Here is a 17,415-nt window from a genome sequence, read left to right on the forward strand (position 1 = left end):
GATGTGTTCGATGAATCGACCGTCGCGCGCATGCTCGATCATTACGTGTCGCTGCTGGAGCAATTCGGCGCGCAAGGCGATGCGCCGCTCGGTGCGCTCACGCTCGAAGCGCTTCGGCCCGCACCCAAATTGGCCGCGCACGCTTTCGCACCAGTCGGCGAGCGCATCGCGGCGCGGGCGCGTCGCATGCCCGAAGCCAACGCCGTGCATTGCGAAGGCGAGCGCCTGAGCTATGGCGCATTGCAGGCGTGGTCCGCGCGCATCGCGCATGCGCTGCAGGCGCGCGGGGTGCGCGCCGAATCACGCGTGGGGCTGTGCCTGACGCGCTCGCCCGCGCTGATCGCGGCGCTCGTGGGCACGTTGCGCTCGGGCGGCGCGTTCGTGCCGCTCGATCCGGCCTATCCCGCCGAGCGCCTGAGCGTGATGCTCGACGATGCCGGCGTGCGCTGCGTGATCGCCGATGCCGCGACCATCGCCACGTGCGCTGCGTTGTTCGCGGGGCTCGACATCATCGATGTGAATGCTCTCGATGCGTTCCCCGATGAAGCCCCCGATGTCACGCTTCATCCCGAGCAACTGGCGTATGTGATCTACACGTCCGGCTCCACGGGCAAGCCCAAGGGCGTCGCGGTCAGTCATGTGTCGCTGTCGCGCCATCTGGATGATTTCATCGGTCGCTACGGCATCACCTCGCACGACACGCAACTGCAATCGTCGACGATCAATTTCGATGTCGCGCTGCACGAGATGCTGCCCGCGCTGATGCAGGGCGGGCAAGTGGAGATGCGCGGTGCGCAGTTGTGGGACATCGACACGACGAGCCGTCATCTGAGGGACGGCGGCGTGACCTTCTCGCGCATTCCGACCGCGTACTGGCAGCAGTGGCTGCGCACGCCACCGCCCGCGCAGGACCTTGCTTGTCTGCGTCAGATCACCGTGGGCGGCGAGGGGCTGCCGGGCGATGCGCTCGCGCAGTGGCGTCGCGGGCCGCTCGCGCATATCCGGCTCGACAACCTCTACGGCCCGACCGAAACGACGGTCGCGTGCATGTACCGCGAGACGACCGAAGCGGACACGCGGCAGAGCATTGTGTCGATCGGCGAGCCGTATGCGTCGCGTTCGGTGCAGGTGCTCGATCGCTTCGGCAATGAAGTGCCGGTGGGCGGGCTGGGCGAGTTGTGCATCGGCGGGCTGACACTCGCGCGTGGCTATCTGAATCGTGCGGGACTCACGGCCGAGCGCTTCGTGCCGGACCCGCGCACGCCGGGTGCGCGTCTGTATCGCAGCGGCGATCTGTGCCGCCGTCGCGCGGATGGAAGCATCGATTTCCTCGGCCGTCTGGATCAGCAGGTGAAGCTACGCGGGTTTCGTATCGAACTGGGCGAGATCGAGGCGGCGCTGCGTCAGGTGGAGGGCGTGAGCGCGGCGGTGGTGGCGCTGGCGGGCGAAGGCGAAGCGCGTCAACTGGTGGGCTACGTGGTCGGTCAGTCGGATCATCGCACGCTGCGCCGCACACTCGAAGCGCGCTTGCCGGGCTACATGGTACCGGCCTCATTCGTGACGCTTGATGCGCTGCCGCTGATGCAAAACGGCAAGGTGGATCGCGCGGCGTTGCCCGCGCCGCGAGCGCCGGCGCAACGAGAGCACGTCGCGCCGCGCACGGCGCTCGAAGGCGAACTGCTGTCGATCTGGCAGGCGGTGCTGGGACGCGAGCACATCGGCGTGACGGAGAACTTCTTCGAGATCGGTGGTCACTCGCTGCTGATGATGCAGGTGGCGTCGCGCATCCGCCAGGAGTTGGGGCGAGAGGTGACGCTGGCGACGCTGTTCATGCATCCGGTGCTGGAGAGTCTGGCGGCGGAGCTGGAAGCGGGGCAAACGCGCGCTGTAGCACCTATCGTTCGACGAGACGCGCAACAGCGCATTCCACTGACCTATGCGCAGGAACGCCTCTGGTTCCTGTGGAATCTGGAGCCGACGAGCGCGGCGTACACGATCGCGGGTGCGGTGCGGCTGAAGGGCCAACTCGACAAATCAGCGATGCGCGCAGCGCTGAACCGTCTGGTGATGCGTCACGAAAGCTTGCGCACCCGCTTCGTCGAAGAAGACGGACAGACGTGGCAAGTGGTGGAAGCCACACCGCGATATCGATGGACCGAGTCGCGCTACGAAGGCGAAGCACAGCTACAGGCGCTCTCACACGAACCGTTCGATCTGCGCGCAGGTCCGATGCTGCGCGTGGCATTGCTCGCATGCGGTGAAGAGGACGCGGTGCTGCACTTCGCGATGCCGCATATCGTCTCGGATGCGTGGTCGCAGACGATTCTGCTGCGCGAGTTCTCGCAGCTTTACGCGAACGACGCACGCGAACTCGACGCGCTGCCGATCCAGTACGGCGATTACGCCACGTGGCAACGCGCGCACCTGAACGAAGCGGCGCTGCAAGCCCAGTACGCCTACTGGCAACAAGAACTCGGCGATGAGCAACCGTTGCTCGAACTGCCGGTGGACCGCGTGCGGCATGGCGCTCGCGACAGCGCAGGCGCGACGATCGAACGCCGTCTCGATCCGATGCTCGCCAGCAAGCTCGAGTCGGTGGCGAAAACCCACGGCGCAACACGCTTCATGATGATGCTCGCCGCGTTCGGCGTTTTGCTCGGACGCTACAGCGGTCAGCAGGACATCCGTATCGGCGTGCCCGAGGCGGGGCGCAATCGGCTGGAAACCGAGCCGCTGATCGGCTTCTTCGTGAACACGCTCGTGATCCGTGTGCGCACGGCTGGCACGCAGCCCTTCGATGCACTGCTCGCCGATGTCCGTCAACGCGTGCTGGACGCGCAGGCGAACGCTGGCGTGCCCTTCGCGAAGCTGGTCGAACGCCTGCAGCCGCAGCGCAGCGCAAGCCATACGCCGCTTTTTCAGGTGCTGTTCAACTATGGCGCGCAGACATCCTCGCGCCTTTCGCTGCCCGGCATCGATGTCGCACCGATCGCGGGCGCGACGGGCAGCGCGCAGTTCGACCTTTCTCTGGAAGTGGACGGCGACGATTCCGGGCAAGGCCTCACGCTGGGCCTGAACTACGCGACCGATATCTTCGATGCCGCGACCGCGCGTCGCCTGCTCGACGATTACGTGTCCGTTCTCGTCCACATCGGCGATGACGCTGCCGTTCGCGCCGCGCAGATCGAACTCGACCGCGAGCCGCGCCCCTTCGACTCGATGCGCCCGCTCGACGGCTATGCATTCGTGCCGGTTGCCGAGCGCATCGCGCAGCAGGCCGCGCGCACGCCGCATGCCCTCGCGCTGCGATCCGGCGACGAAACGCTCACGTATGCCGAACTCGATGCCTGGGCGACGCGCATCGCCGCGCAACTGCAGGCGCGCAATGTGATGCTCGAGTCGCGTGTCGGCATCTGCGTGTCGCGCTCGGCCGGACTGGTGGCGGCGCTCATCGGCGTGATGCGCTCGGGTGCGGCTTACGTGCCGCTCGACACCAGCCTGCCGCCGGCGCGCATCGGCATGATGCTCGACGATGCCGCCGTCGCATGCGTGATCGCCGACGAAATGGGCGCGCACGCCGTCGAGGACATCGTGGGCGAGCGCGACGTGCTGCGTCTCGAACCGGCGTCCGATGCGACGCCGCTCGCGACCTTCAAGCCGGTGCGTGTCCATGCCGAGCAACTCGCCTACGTCATCTACACATCGGGATCGACGGGCAAGCCCAAGGGCGTCGGCGTGTCGCACGATGCGCTTGCGCGCTTCCTCGAAAGCATGCGCGAGCGGCCGGGCATCGACGCTGCTGACGTGTGCCTCAGCGTGACGACGCTGTCCTTTGACATCGCCGCACTCGAGCTTTATCTGCCGCTGATCGTGGGCGCGCGGATCGAACTTGCGTCGCGCGAAGAGGTGACCGATGGCGAACGTCTCGCCGCGCTCGTCTCGCGTTCAGGCGCAACGATGATGCAGGCGACGCCGATGGGCTGGAAAGTGCTGCTCGAAGGCGGCTGGGCGGGCGCGCACGCCGGTTCGCGCAAGTTCAAGGCGCTGTGCGGCGGCGAGGCGTTGCCGCGCGAGCTTGCGGCGCGATTGCTCGCGCGCGGCGTCGATCTCTGGAATCTCTACGGGCCGACCGAAACCACGGTCTGGTCGAGCGTCGCGCACCTGGAAAACGGGGCGGCGTCGACGCCCATCACGCTCGGCGAGCCGATCGAAGGCACGACCTTCCTTCTGATCGATGCGAGCGGCGCGCGCGTGCCGACGGGCGGCATCGGCGAGCTGTGCATCGGCGGGACGAATCTCGCGCGCGGCTATCTCGGACGCGCGGCGCTGACGGCGGAACGCTTCGTGCCCGATCCCTTCGGCACGGGCGCGCGGCTGTATCGCACGGGCGACCTGTGCCGCGTGGAAGGCGGACGCCTTGTGTATGTCGGCCGCGCGGATCATCAGGTGAAGCTGCGCGGTTTTCGGATCGAGCTGGGCGAGATCGAGGCGCAGTTGCGGCGTCTCGACGGCGTGCGCGATGCCGCGGCCGGCGTGAAGGAAGTGGCGGGCGAGCCCTTGCTGGTCGGCTACGTGGTGAGCGTCGCCGATGCAGGCACCGATGCAGGTGCCGGAGCCGCCGCATGGCAGGCGCAACTCGCGCGGCACTTGCCGCCGTACATGGTGCCGCAGCGCTTCGTGACGCTCGATGCGCTGCCGCTCACGCACAACAACAAGCTCGATCGCAACACATTGCCCGCGCCTCAGGGGCCGGCCCAATCATCGGCGAAGGCGGCGCCGACCACCGCGACCGAGTTGGCCATCGCGAGCATCTGGACGCGCGTGCTGGGCCTCGACAACATCGGCGCGCACGACGACTTCTTCGCGCTCGGCGGCGAATCGCTCAAGGCGTTGCGCGCCGTGGCCGCGATGCGCACGGCCTTCGGCATCGATCTGCCGGTGCAGGCGGCGTTCGCGCATCCTGCGCTCGCTGATCTCGCGCGCGCGATCGACGCCCTCTCCGACGATGCGAAAACGCAAACGGCCATTCCGGCGCGCGCCGATCTTCGCGCGCCCGCGCCGCTGTCGTTCGAGCAGGAGCGGCTGTGGTTCTTCTCGCGGCTCGATCCCGAGAGCCCGGCTTACAACCTGTCGGGCGCGGTGCGCCTGGAAGGCCAGCTCGACCACGACGCCCTGCGCGGCGCGCTCGCGACGCTGGTCGCGCGGCATGACAGCTTGCGCACGCGCGTCACGGAGCGCGACGACGTGCCGGTGCAACTCGTCTCGGACCTGGCCGACTACGGGTGGTCCGTGCTCGATTTCGCGGACGTGCCTTCCGACGTGCGCGATGAACGCGTCGCGGCGGCGTTGCGCTCGATCGCGCGCGCGCCGTTCGCGTTGGAGCAGGGTCCGCTTCTGCGCGTCACTCTGATCCGCCTCCGTGCTGACGAACATCTGCTGCAATTCGTCGTGCATCACATCGTGTCGGATGCGTGGTCCGTGCAGATCATGATCGACGAGTTCGCGCAAACCTACGCGATGGCCCGCGACGGACGCACTGCGCCGCTGCCCGCGCCGCCTGTGCAATATGCCGATTACGCGCTATGGCAACGCGACGCGCACGCACAGGCGCGCATCGATGACGATCTCGATTTCTGGCGCACGCGCCTCGCCGGCGATGAGCCTCTGGTGACGTTGCCCTACGATCGCATGCCTGGCGGCATGCGCAGCCAGGATGGCGGGCGCGTGAGCGTCGCATTGGCATCGCGCGCGCGGGACGGCGTGCAGGAGGCGGCGCGAAGTCATAGCACAACGGCGTTTGTTGTGCTACTCGCCGCGTTCGACCTGCTGCTTGCGCGCTACAGCGCCAGCGAGGACGTGCGCGTTGGCGTGCCGGTTGCGGGGCGCGAGCGCAGCGAAACGCAGCCGCTGATCGGCTTCTTCGTCAATACGCTCGTGATCCGCGGCGAGCTGGCCGGACTGCGCACGATCGACGATCTCTTCGCGCATCTGCGTGAGCGCGTGCTCGAAGCGCAGGCGCATCAGGCGGCGCCGTTCTCGCGCGTGGTGGATGCGCTGAGCCCCGGCCGTAGTCTCGCGCAAACACCGCTTTTCAACGTGATGTTCAATTTCGAGCCCGCGCTTGCGAACGAGTCGTTCAGCCTGCCGGGACTTGTTGTAACGCCGGTCGAATCGACGACCGGGACCGCGCGTTTCGATCTGGTTCTGACAGCGCGTGAGCGTGGCGAAGGCCTGGAAGTGTCATTCACGTATGCACGCGATGTGTTCGATGAATCGACCGTCGCGCGCATGCTCGATCATTACGTGTCGCTGCTGGAGCAATTCGGCGCGCAAGGCGATGCGCCGCTCGGTGCGCTCACGCTCGAAGCGCTTCGGCCCGCACCCAAATTGGCCGCGCACGCTTTCGCACCAGTCGGCGAGCGCATCGCGGCGCGGGCGCGTCGCATGCCCGAAGCCAACGCCGTGCATTGCGAAGGCGAGCGCCTGAGCTATGGCGCATTGCAGGCGTGGTCCGCGCGCATCGCGCATGCGCTGCAGGCGCGCGGGGTGCGCGCCGAATCACGCGTGGGGCTGTGCCTGACGCGCTCGCCCGCGCTGATCGCGGCGCTCGTGGGCACGTTGCGCTCGGGCGGCGCGTTCGTGCCGCTCGATCCGGCCTATCCCGCCGAGCGCCTGAGCGTGATGCTCGACGATGCCGGCGTGCGCTGCGTGATCGCCGATGCCGCGACCATCGCCACGTGCGCTGCGTTGTTCGCGGGGCTCGACATCATCGATGTGAATGCTCTCGATGCGTTCCCCGATGAAGCCTCCGATGTCACGCTTCATCCCGAGCAACTGGCGTATGTGATCTACACGTCCGGCTCCACGGGCAAGCCCAAGGGCGTCGCGGTCAGTCATGTGTCGCTGTCGCGCCATCTGGATGATTTCATCGGTCGCTACGGCATCACCTCGCACGACACGCAACTGCAATCGTCGACGATCAATTTCGATGTCGCGCTGCACGAGATGCTGCCCGCGCTGATGCAGGGCGGGCAAGTGGAGATGCGCGGTGCGCAGTTGTGGGACATCGACACGACGAGCCGTCATCTGAGGGACGGCGGCGTGACCTTCTCGCGCATTCCGACCGCGTACTGGCAGCAGTGGCTGCGCACGCCACCGCCCGCGCAGGACCTTGCTTGTCTGCGTCAGATCACCGTGGGCGGCGAGGGGCTGCCGGGCGATGCGCTCGCGCAGTGGCGTCGCGGGCCGCTCGCGCATATCCGGCTCGACAACCTCTACGGCCCGACCGAAACGACGGTCGCGTGCATGTACCGCGAGACGACCGAAGCGGACACGCGGCAGAGCATTGTGTCGATCGGCGAGCCGTATGCGTCGCGTTCGGTGCAGGTGCTCGATCGCTTCGGCAATGAAGTGCCGGTGGGCGGGCTGGGCGAGTTGTGCATCGGCGGGCTGACACTCGCGCGTGGCTATCTGAATCGTGCGGGACTCACGGCCGAGCGCTTCGTGCCGGACCCGCGCACGCCGGGTGCGCGTCTGTATCGCAGCGGCGATCTGTGCCGCCGTCGCGCGGATGGAAGCATCGATTTCCTCGGCCGTCTGGATCAGCAGGTGAAGCTACGCGGGTTTCGTATCGAACTGGGCGAGATCGAGGCGGCGCTGCGTCAGGTGGAGGGCGTGAGCGCGGCGGTGGTGGCGCTGGCGGGCGAAGGCGAAGCGCGTCAACTGGTGGGCTACGTGGTCGGTCAGTCGGATCATCGCACGCTGCGCCGCACACTCGAAGCGCGCTTGCCGGGCTACATGGTACCGGCCTCATTCGTGACGCTTGATGCGCTGCCGCTGATGCAAAACGGCAAGGTGGATCGCGCGGCGTTGCCCGCGCCGCGAGCGCCGGCGCAACGAGAGCACGTCGCGCCGCGCACGGCGCTCGAAGGCGAACTGCTGTCGATCTGGCAGGCGGTGCTGGGACGCGAGCACATCGGCGTGACGGAGAACTTCTTCGAGATCGGTGGTCACTCGCTGCTGATGATGCAGGTGGCGTCGCGCATCCGCCAGGAGTTGGGGCGAGAGGTGACGCTGGCGACGCTGTTCATGCATCCGGTGCTGGAGAGTCTGGCGGCGGAGCTGGAAGCGGGGCAAACGCGCGCTGTAGCACCTATCGTTCGACGAGACGCGCAACAGCGCATTCCACTGACCTATGCGCAGGAACGCCTCTGGTTCCTGTGGAATCTGGAGCCGACGAGCGCGGCGTACACGATCGCGGGTGCGGTGCGGCTGAAGGGCCAACTCGACAAATCAGCGATGCGCGCAGCGCTGAACCGTCTGGTGATGCGTCACGAAAGCTTGCGCACCCGCTTCGTCGAAGAAGACGGACAGACGTGGCAAGTGGTGGAAGCCACACCGCGATATCGATGGACCGAGTCGCGCTACGAAGGCGAAGCACAGCTACAGGCGCTCTCACACGAACCGTTCGATCTGCGCGCAGGTCCGATGCTGCGCGTGGCATTGCTCGCATGCGGTGAAGAGGACGCGGTGCTGCACTTCGCGATGCCGCATATCGTCTCGGATGCGTGGTCGCAGACGATTCTGCTGCGCGAGTTCTCGCAGCTTTACGCGAACGACGCACGCGAACTCGACGCGCTGCCGATCCAGTACGGCGATTACGCCACGTGGCAACGCGCGCACCTGAACGAAGCGGCGCTGCAAGCCCAGTACGCCTACTGGCAACAAGAGCTCGGCGATGAGCAGCCGTTGCTCGAACTGCCCGTGGACCGCGTGCGGCATGGTGCGGCGAGCAGCGCGGGCGCATGGGTCGAGCGTTCCATCGACGAAGCTCTCACGCGCACGCTGGACGCCGTCTCACGCAGAGCGGGCGCGACGCGCTTCATGACGATGCTTGCCGCGTTCGGCGCGGTGCTTCAAGGCTACAGCGGTCAGCGCGACGTGCGCATCGGCGTGCCGGTGGCGGGCCGCGAGCGCCTGGAAACGCAGTCGCTGATCGGCTTCTTCGTCAACACCGTCGTGATTCGCGTCGATACGCCGCCCGGCGCGTCCTTCGATGCGCGCGTCGCACAGGTTCGCGAGCGCGTCCTCGGCGCGCAGGATAACGCGGCGATCCCGTTCGCGAAGCTGGTCGAGCGCCTCCAGCCGCAACGCAGCATGAGCCATACGCCGCTCTTCCAGGTGATGTTCGACTACAGCGAAGCCGGCGCGCCGCTCGCGATGCCGGGCATCGAGGCGAGCGCGCTGGCAGGTGGCACCGGCACGGCGCAGTTCGATCTCTCGATGCAGATTTCGGTCGATACGCATGGCGGACTGCACATCGGCCTGAATTACGCGACCGATATCTTCGATGAACACACCGTGGCGCGCATCATCGACAGTTACGTGGCCGTTCTCGAGCAGGCCGCGCGACAACCGCAGGTCCGCTGCTTCGCGCTGACCGACGATGCCGAGCGCCGCCAGCTCGCGCGCTTCATGCATGGCGCGCCGCTCGACGCCAACGCGGAACTCGTGCACCGCCGCTTCGAAGCGCACGCGGCCGCCCATCCGGACGATACCGCGCTCGTCTTCGAAGCCACACGCATTAGCTATGGTGAGCTCAACGCGCGCGCGAACCGTATCGCGCACGCGCTAATCGCGTGCGGCGTCGGCCCGGATGACAAGGTGGGCGTGGCGGTCGAGCGTTCGATGGAGATGGTCGTCGCGCTCTTCGGCGTGCTCAAGGCGGGCGCGGCCTATGTTCCGCTGGATCTCGCCTATCCTGCCGCGCGCCTCGCGCACATGATCGAGGACAGCGGAATCGCGCTACTTCTGACGCAGCGCGCGGTGCGCCCGAGCGTGAGCGTGCCTGACGAACTGCGTGTCATGGAGGTGGAGACGATCGAAGCGTCGGGCGCGCGCCACGATGATCCATCGGTGACGCCGCACGCGCAGCATCTCGCGTATGTGATCTACACGTCGGGTTCGACCGGCAAGCCGAAGGGCGTCGGCATCGCGCATGCGGCGTTCGCGGGTCACGTCGAGGTGGCGATCGGCTTTTTCGGCCTCACGCGCGCGGACCGCGTATTGCAGTTCGCGACCTTCAATTTCGACGGCTTCGTCGAGCAGCTGTTTCCCGCGCTGTGCATCGGCGCGTCGGTCGTGCTGCGCGGGCCGCAGCTATGGGACAGCGTCACGTTCCACGAGCGGCTGCTGGCCGACCGCTTCACCGTCGCCGATCTGACGACCGCGTACTGGCAGGTGCTCGTGCAGGACTTCGCGTCGGCAGGCGTCACGGACTTCGGCGTCTTGCGGCGCGTCCACGCGGGCGGCGAAGCGATGTCGCTCGCCGCATTGAAGAAATGGCGCGCGTCGCCCGCGCTCGCGCATGTGAAGCTGCTGAACACCTACGGCCCGACTGAGGCGGCGGTCACGGCCTCGACCTTCGATTGCAGCGCCGCGGGGAACATCGACGCATTGCCCGCGCAGGCGCCGATCGGCACGCCGCTTACGGGCCGCGCGATCCATGTCTTGACGCCCGAACTCACGCTCGCGCCCGTCGGCGTGAAGGGCGAGGTGGCGATCGGCGGGGCGCTGCTCGCGCGCGGCTATCTGAATCGGCCTGGTCTCACGGCGGAGCGCTTCATTCCCGATCCGTTCGATGCGGGCGGCACGGGCGCGCGGCTCTATCTCACCGGCGATCTCGCGCGCTGGAATGCGGCGGGCGAACTCGAATATCTGGGCCGGATCGATCATCAGGTGAAGATCCGCGGCTTTCGCATCGAGCTCGGGGAAATCGAAGCGGCGCTGCGCGCGCAGCCCGGCGTGCGCGATTCGGCCGCAGCGGTCAAGACGATCGGCGGCGAGCCGATGCTCGTCGGCTATGTCGCGCCCGCGAACGAGCACGATGGCGTCGACAGCAACGTCGACGTTCACGCGTTGCGCCTCGCGCTCGCCGCGCAACTGCCCGCGTACATGGTGCCGCAGCGCATCGTCACGCTCGTCGCGTTGCCGCTTTCACCCAACGGCAAGCTCGATCTCAACGCGCTGCCGCTGCCTTCGCTCGCCCGCGACGCGGCCTCGGGCAACGAGCCGCAAACCGCGACGGAGCACGCGCTCGCCGCCATCTGGCGGAGCGTCCTCGGCGTGACGCATGCCGGCCCCGACGACGATTTCTTCGCGCTCGGCGGCGATTCGCTGCGCACGCTGCAAGTCGCGCATCTCGCGCGGGAGGCGATGCTGCCCGCGCTCGGCATCGAGGCGATCTTCGCGCGGCCGCGTCTCAGCGATCTGGCCGCCTATCTCGATGCGCAGGTCGGTCTGCAACGCGACGCCGCGCCCGCGAGCATCGTGCCGATGAACGCATCCGGCGCACCCGTGGACGTCTTCGCGATCCATCCCGCTTATGGGCTGATCGCCGAATACCGCACGCTCGCGCGGTATCTCGACGGCATCGCGAGCGTTCACGGCGTGCAGTCGCCGGTCTACGGCGAGCCGGACTGGTGGGCAAGCGACCTCGACGTACTCGCGCGCGATTACGCCCAACGCGTGCGGCGCGTGCAGCCGCGCGGTCCGTATCGCCTGGTCGGGTGGTCGCTGGGCGGGCTGCTCGCGGTCGAAATCGCGGCGCAACTGGAGGCGGCGGGCGAGACCGTGGACTTCATCGGCTTGGTCGATGCCGGCATGCAGCAGGACGCGACGCTCGATGCGGACCGCGCGCGCGATGTCGTGGCGCGCCGCAGGACCGCAACGAGCGAAGAGATCGCGGCGTTCTGGGACGGCGCCGACGACGCGCGCCGGCAATGGCGCGCCGAACTGGGCGATGCGGCGGGCGACGCGAACGTGATCGGTCATGCGCTGATCGCCATCGAGCAACTCCAGGCGCTGACGCAGGCGTGGCGCACGCGCAAGGTTCGCGCGCCGCTCACGCTGTGGTGGTCGCAAGCGGACGCCGACGCCGCCGCGCTTGATGCGAAGACCGCGCGCTGGCGCGCGTGCAGCGCGGGAGAAACGGTTCGCGCGGGCACCATCGAGACGGATCACGTCGGCATCGTCCGGCATCCGGCGCTGCTGCGAGATCTCGCGGCACGCCTCGAAGCATTGAGCAAGAGCGAAGCAGAACAGGAAGGACTGGCACATGGCTGACAACATGATCGAGCGCCTGCGCGAACTCGCGGCGACCCGGGGCGACGATACGGCGCTCGTCGTCGTCGATGCGAATGGCGACACCGCGTGGAATTACGCGCGACTGGACGGCTACGCGGCGCGTATCGCCGCCTCGTTGCAGCGCGCGGACGCGGCGGGCGAACGCGCGTTGCTGCTCATGGACAGCGGCGCGGACTACGTCGCATCGTTTTTCGGGTGCCTCTATGCGCGGGCCGTCGCGGTGCCCGCGTATCCGCCGGAGACCCTGCGCACGCAACATCTCGCGCGTCTTTCGGCCATCGCGAACGATGCGGACGCACGCTTCGTGCTGACCACGCGCGCGTTGGCCGAGCGTTATCGTGAAGCGTTCGCATCGATTGCGCCGAACGCGCGCGTGATCGAAGTCGATGCGCTCGAAGCAGACGCGGACGCCTTCGACGCGGCGCCCGCCGCATCGAAGGATCTCGCGTTTCTGCAATACACGTCCGGATCGACGTCCACGCCCAAGGGCGTGATGGTCACGCACGGCTGCCTGTGGGCGAACGAGATCGCGATCCGCGAGCGCCTCGGCGTGAGCGCGCGCGATGTGTTCGTCAGCTGGTTGCCGCTGTATCACGACATGGGCCTCATCGGCTCGATGTCGCAGCCGGTTTTCAGCGGCATTCCGCTCGTGCTGATGTCGCCGCAATACTTTCTGGAGCGGCCGGTCCGCTGGCTCGATGCGATTTCGCGTCATCGCGGCACGATCTCGGGCGGCCCCGATTTCTCGTATCGGCTATGCGCGGATCGCATCGGCGACGATCAGCTCGCCGCGCTCGATCTGTCGAGCTGGCGCGTCGCCTTTTCGGGATCTGAGCCGGTGCGCCATGCGACGCTCGATGCGTTTGTCGAGCGCTTCGCGTCGCTCCGTTTCGACGCGCGCGCGCTGTATCCGTGCTACGGGCTTGCGGAAGCGACGCTGCTCGCGACGGGTGTGCAGCGCGGCGCGGGTGTGACGACCGCGTCGCTGCGTGCGGATGCGCTCGAACGCGGCATCGCCGAACGAGCGCAAGAAAGCGACGTGACGCTCGTGTCGTGCGGCGTGCCGCCTGCGGATCATGCGGTGATGATCGCGCATCGCGAGCGCGGCGAGGCGCTTTCCAATGGCGAGATCGGCGAGATCTGGGTGAGTGGTCCGAGCGTGACGGCGGGATACTGGCGTCGCCCGGACGCGACGGCCGAGAGCTTCGTCGAACGTGCGGGCGCGCGCTGGCTGCGCACGGGCGATCTGGGCTTCGTGCTCGATGACGGTCTCTATGTGGCCGGACGTGTCAAGGACCTGCTGATCGTGCGCGGACGCAATCTCTATCCGCAGGATCTGGAGCTTGCGATCGAGCGTGATGTCGAGCTCGTGCGACGCGGACGCGTCGCGGCCTTCGCGGTGCAACTCGACGGCGGCGAGTGCATCGGCGTGGCGGCCGAGGTGTCGCGCAGCGTGCGCAAGCTCGTGACGGCCGAAGCGCTTGCATCGGCGGTGAGCGAAGCGGTCGCGCTCGCATGCGGCGAGCCGGCGGCCGCGGTCGTGCTGCTCGAACCGGGCGCGTTGCCGAAGACCTCGAGCGGCAAGGTGCAGCGCGCGGCGTGCGTGAAGCGCTTCGTCGATCGCTCGCTCGAAGCGTATGCGTGGTTCGTGAGAGGCGAGCGCATCGACGGCGAGCCGGCCACAACTCAGCCGTGCGAGACCTTCACCGGCATCGAGGCGCCGCTCGCGGCGATCTGGAACAAGGCGCTCGACATCGCACCGACGCGCCGCGACGACAGCTTTTTCCGGCTCGGCGGCAATTCGCTCGCCGCCGTGCGCGTCGCCGCCGATGTGAGCGCGCAGTGGCGGATCGCCTACGACGCGCGCGATGTCTTCACCGCGCCTTCCTTGCGCGTGGCGGCGGCGGAGATCGAGAAGCGCATCGCGGCGGGCGCGTTGCGCCAACAAGCGCCGTTCGTGCGCCTGACGCCTGCACAGCGCCGCATCGTGCGGGCCTCGCCTGCGCAGCGCGCGCTGTGGATGACCTGGGCGCACGATCCCGAGAGCAACGCTTACAACATGAGCGGCGTACTGTCGATTTACGGCGACTTGCAATGCGATGCAATGCAGCGCGCCTTCGATACGCTCATCTCCCGACACGAGATTCTGCGCGCGCGTTTCGAACTGGACGATGACGGCGAGCCGCTGCAGATCATCGAGGAAGGCGCGCTGATCACCTTGCCGTTCATCGACGCCGGCGGCGATCGCGCCGCGCTCGAACGACTGATTCAGGACACGGCGCGCGCGCCCTTTAATCTCGAACGCGGGCCGCTGCTGCGCGCGCAACTCGTGCGCGTCGGTGAGCATGCGCATCGACTCGTGATCTCGCTGCATCACATCATCGCGGATGGTCTTTCGGTGAACGTGCTGCTCGAAGCACTCGCGAATGCGTATTGCGCCGATGTTACGCAGTCGGGCGCGGCGGATATGGACGCGACGCCGCCTCAATACGCGGAATTCGCTGCATGGGAGCACGCGCAATCCGATCGCGCCGCGATCGACCGGCAGATCGAATACTGGCGGGCGCAGTTGTGCGCGCACGGCGACGCATCGCGCAGTGCGCGTCTCTTCGAGCGCCGGACCGCCGCGACGGGCGCCCAGCGCAACCACGTTTTCAGTCTGCCCGAAGCGCTGTCGCGGCAGCTCAGGGAAAGCGGACGCGCGCAGCAGGCGTCGCTCTTCATGACGATGCTCGCGGTGTTTAGCGCCGCGTTGCGCGCGACGAGCGGCAAGCGCGATATCCGCATCGGTGCGCCGATGTCGAGCCGCAGGCATGAAGACGCGCAGTCGGTCATCGGCTATTTCATCAACATGCAGGTGTTGCGGATGGTCGTCGAGGACGATTCGACGCCTGATGCGCTCGTGGCTTGCGCGAAGGAAGCTGTGCTCGCCGCGCATGAACATCGCGATGTGCCATACGACCGGCTCGTCGCGGCGTTGCTGCCGAATCGGGCGCGCGCCGACGATGGGCTGTTTCAGGTCAAGCTCACGGAGCAGCGCGCGTTTTCGCTGGACGCCTTCGCGCCGCTGAGGACCCGTCTCGACGTGCTTGCGAACGATGCCGCGCATTTCGATCTCGCACTGGACTTCGTCAATCGCGCGACGGGCATCGAGTGCACGCTCGCGTATGACGACGCCGTGTTCGACGATATGTTCGCTCGCCGCTTCGAGTCGGTTCTGCGCGAGATGGCCGAGGCGCTCGTCGCCGCGCCCGATCGCGCCGTGATGAAAAGCGTCACCGCCACAGAACACGCCGACGATGTGCTCACGCTCTGGCAAGGCAGCGTCGCGCGCTATCCCGATCGCATCGCCGTGCGCGACGAAACCCGCGCGCTCCGTTACGCCGAGCTGGATGTCGCCGCGAACGCGCTCGCGTCGCGCCTCGTCGCGGCAGGCTGCGGACCGGAAACACGCGTCGCGATTCATGCGCCGCGCAGCGCCGAGATGGTGCTCGGCATGCTGGCCTGCTTCAAGGCGGGCGCGACGTGGGTGCCGCTCGATCCGCAACTACCCGCCGCGCGCAACGCCGCGCAGTTGGCGGACAGCGGCGCGATCGCGCTGCTGCACGCGGGCGCGTACCCGGCCGACATCGCGTCGTCCATCGGGACGGTGCTGCCGCTTGCGTTCGATGCCGACGCCAGCGCGGTTGCGCCGCTTCGCGCACTGCACGGGGCACAGGCCGCGTATCTCATCTACACATCCGGTTCGACGGGCAAGCCCAAGGGCGTCACGGTGAGCTATGCGGCGCTCGGCAACTATGTGCGCGGCATGCTGAGGACGATCGGCGTCGGTGAGGGCGCGGCCTTCGCGATGGTCTCGACGCCCGCTGCCGATCTCGGACACACCGCGCTGTTCGGTGCGCTCTGCTCGGCGGGCACGCTGCATCTGATTTCGCCCGACCGGGCGTTCAATCCCGATGCGTTCGCGCAGTATATGGCGCAGCATCGCATCGATGTGCTGAAGATCGTGCCGAGTCATTTGTCAGCGCTGCTGTGCGCTGCCGATGCACGCGCCGTGCTGCCCGGGCGCGCGTTGATCGTCGGCGGCGAAGCGACTTCGGCGGCGCTGCTCGCGCAGGTCGCTGCGCTCGCGCCGGCGTGCCGCATCTTCAATCACTACGGACCGACGGAGACGACGGTCGGCATCGCGATGCACGCGTTGACTCACGATCACGACACGCAACGCGGCCTGCCCTTGGGCGCGGCGCTGCCCGATGCGCGCATCTACGTGCTCGACGAGCATATGAACCCGGCCTCCGCAGGCGCGATGGGCGAGCTGTATCTCGGCGGCGCAGGCGTGGCACGCGGCTATCACGGTCAGCCGGGGCGCAGCGCCGAACGCTTCGTGCCGGACCCGTTCGTGCCAGGCGAGCGCGTGTATCGCTCGGGAGACCTGGCGCGCATCGCCGCTGACGGCACGCTGGAATACCTCGGGCGCGCAGACGATCAGATCAAGATTCGGGGCTACCGTGTCGAGCCGGATGAAGTACAGCGCGTGCTGCAAGCGTTCGCCGGCGTGCGCGCGGCGGCGGTGCTCGCGTATGACGTGAATGGCGCGAAGCGCCTGGGTGCGTGCGTGGTGGGCGACGTGAATGCGGACGCGCTGATCGCGCATGCGTCGCGCGTGTTGCCGGATTACATGGTGCCGGGCGACGTCGTCGTCGAGAAGGCGTTGCCGCTCAATGCGAACGGCAAGCTCGATCGCGCAGCCTTGCGCGCGCGTTTCACGGCGTTGCATGAAGAGCCTGCGGCTCAGGTCGACGCGCAGCACGCGCCGCGCGGGGACATGGAACAGCGACTGGCGTGCATCTGGAGCGAAGTTCTTTCGATCGAAGCATCCGCGTTGCGGCGTGATCGCAATTTCTTCGAGGCGGGCGGCGATTCGATTCTGGGGCTGAAAGTCGTCGCGCGAGCGAAGAAGGCAGGCATCAAGCTCACGCCGAAGCAATTGTTTGAGCGGCATACACTCGCGCAACTGGCGTCGATACTTGCGCCTGTGCCAGCTTCTGTGCCCTCTCTTGTTTCTGATTCCGACGATGCGATTCGTCGTCTGCCCGACGATGTCCGAGCACGCACGGAAGCATCGTTCGCGCAGCAGCGGTTGTGGTTCTTGTGGCAACTGTCGCCCGAGAGCAGCGCGTATCACGTGGCGGGCGGCTTGCGTTTGCGTGGGCCGGTGGATCGCGCAGCATTGCGCGCGAGCTTCGAGGCGATCGTCGCGCGTCACGAGAC

2 protein-coding genes are annotated in these 17,415 nt (G+C 67.5%); both read left to right on the forward strand.

Annotated elements, in window-relative coordinates:
• Window positions 1–30 precede the first annotated feature (30 nt).
• Window positions 31–12,123, forward strand: a complete 12,093-nt coding sequence (locus NCS28_RS32945) for a non-ribosomal peptide synthetase (RefSeq protein WP_250517958.1) — start codon at window positions 31–33, stop codon at window positions 12,121–12,123.
• A partial coding sequence (locus NCS28_RS32950) for a non-ribosomal peptide synthetase (RefSeq protein ID WP_250517959.1) occupies window positions 12,116–17,415 on the forward strand: 5,300 nt, incomplete at its 3' end. The genes NCS28_RS32945 and NCS28_RS32950, both read left to right, overlap by 8 nt.

It is taken from the genome of Caballeronia sp. INDeC2, assembly GCF_023631325.1.
Taxonomy (GTDB): Bacteria; Pseudomonadota; Gammaproteobacteria; order Burkholderiales; family Burkholderiaceae; genus Caballeronia.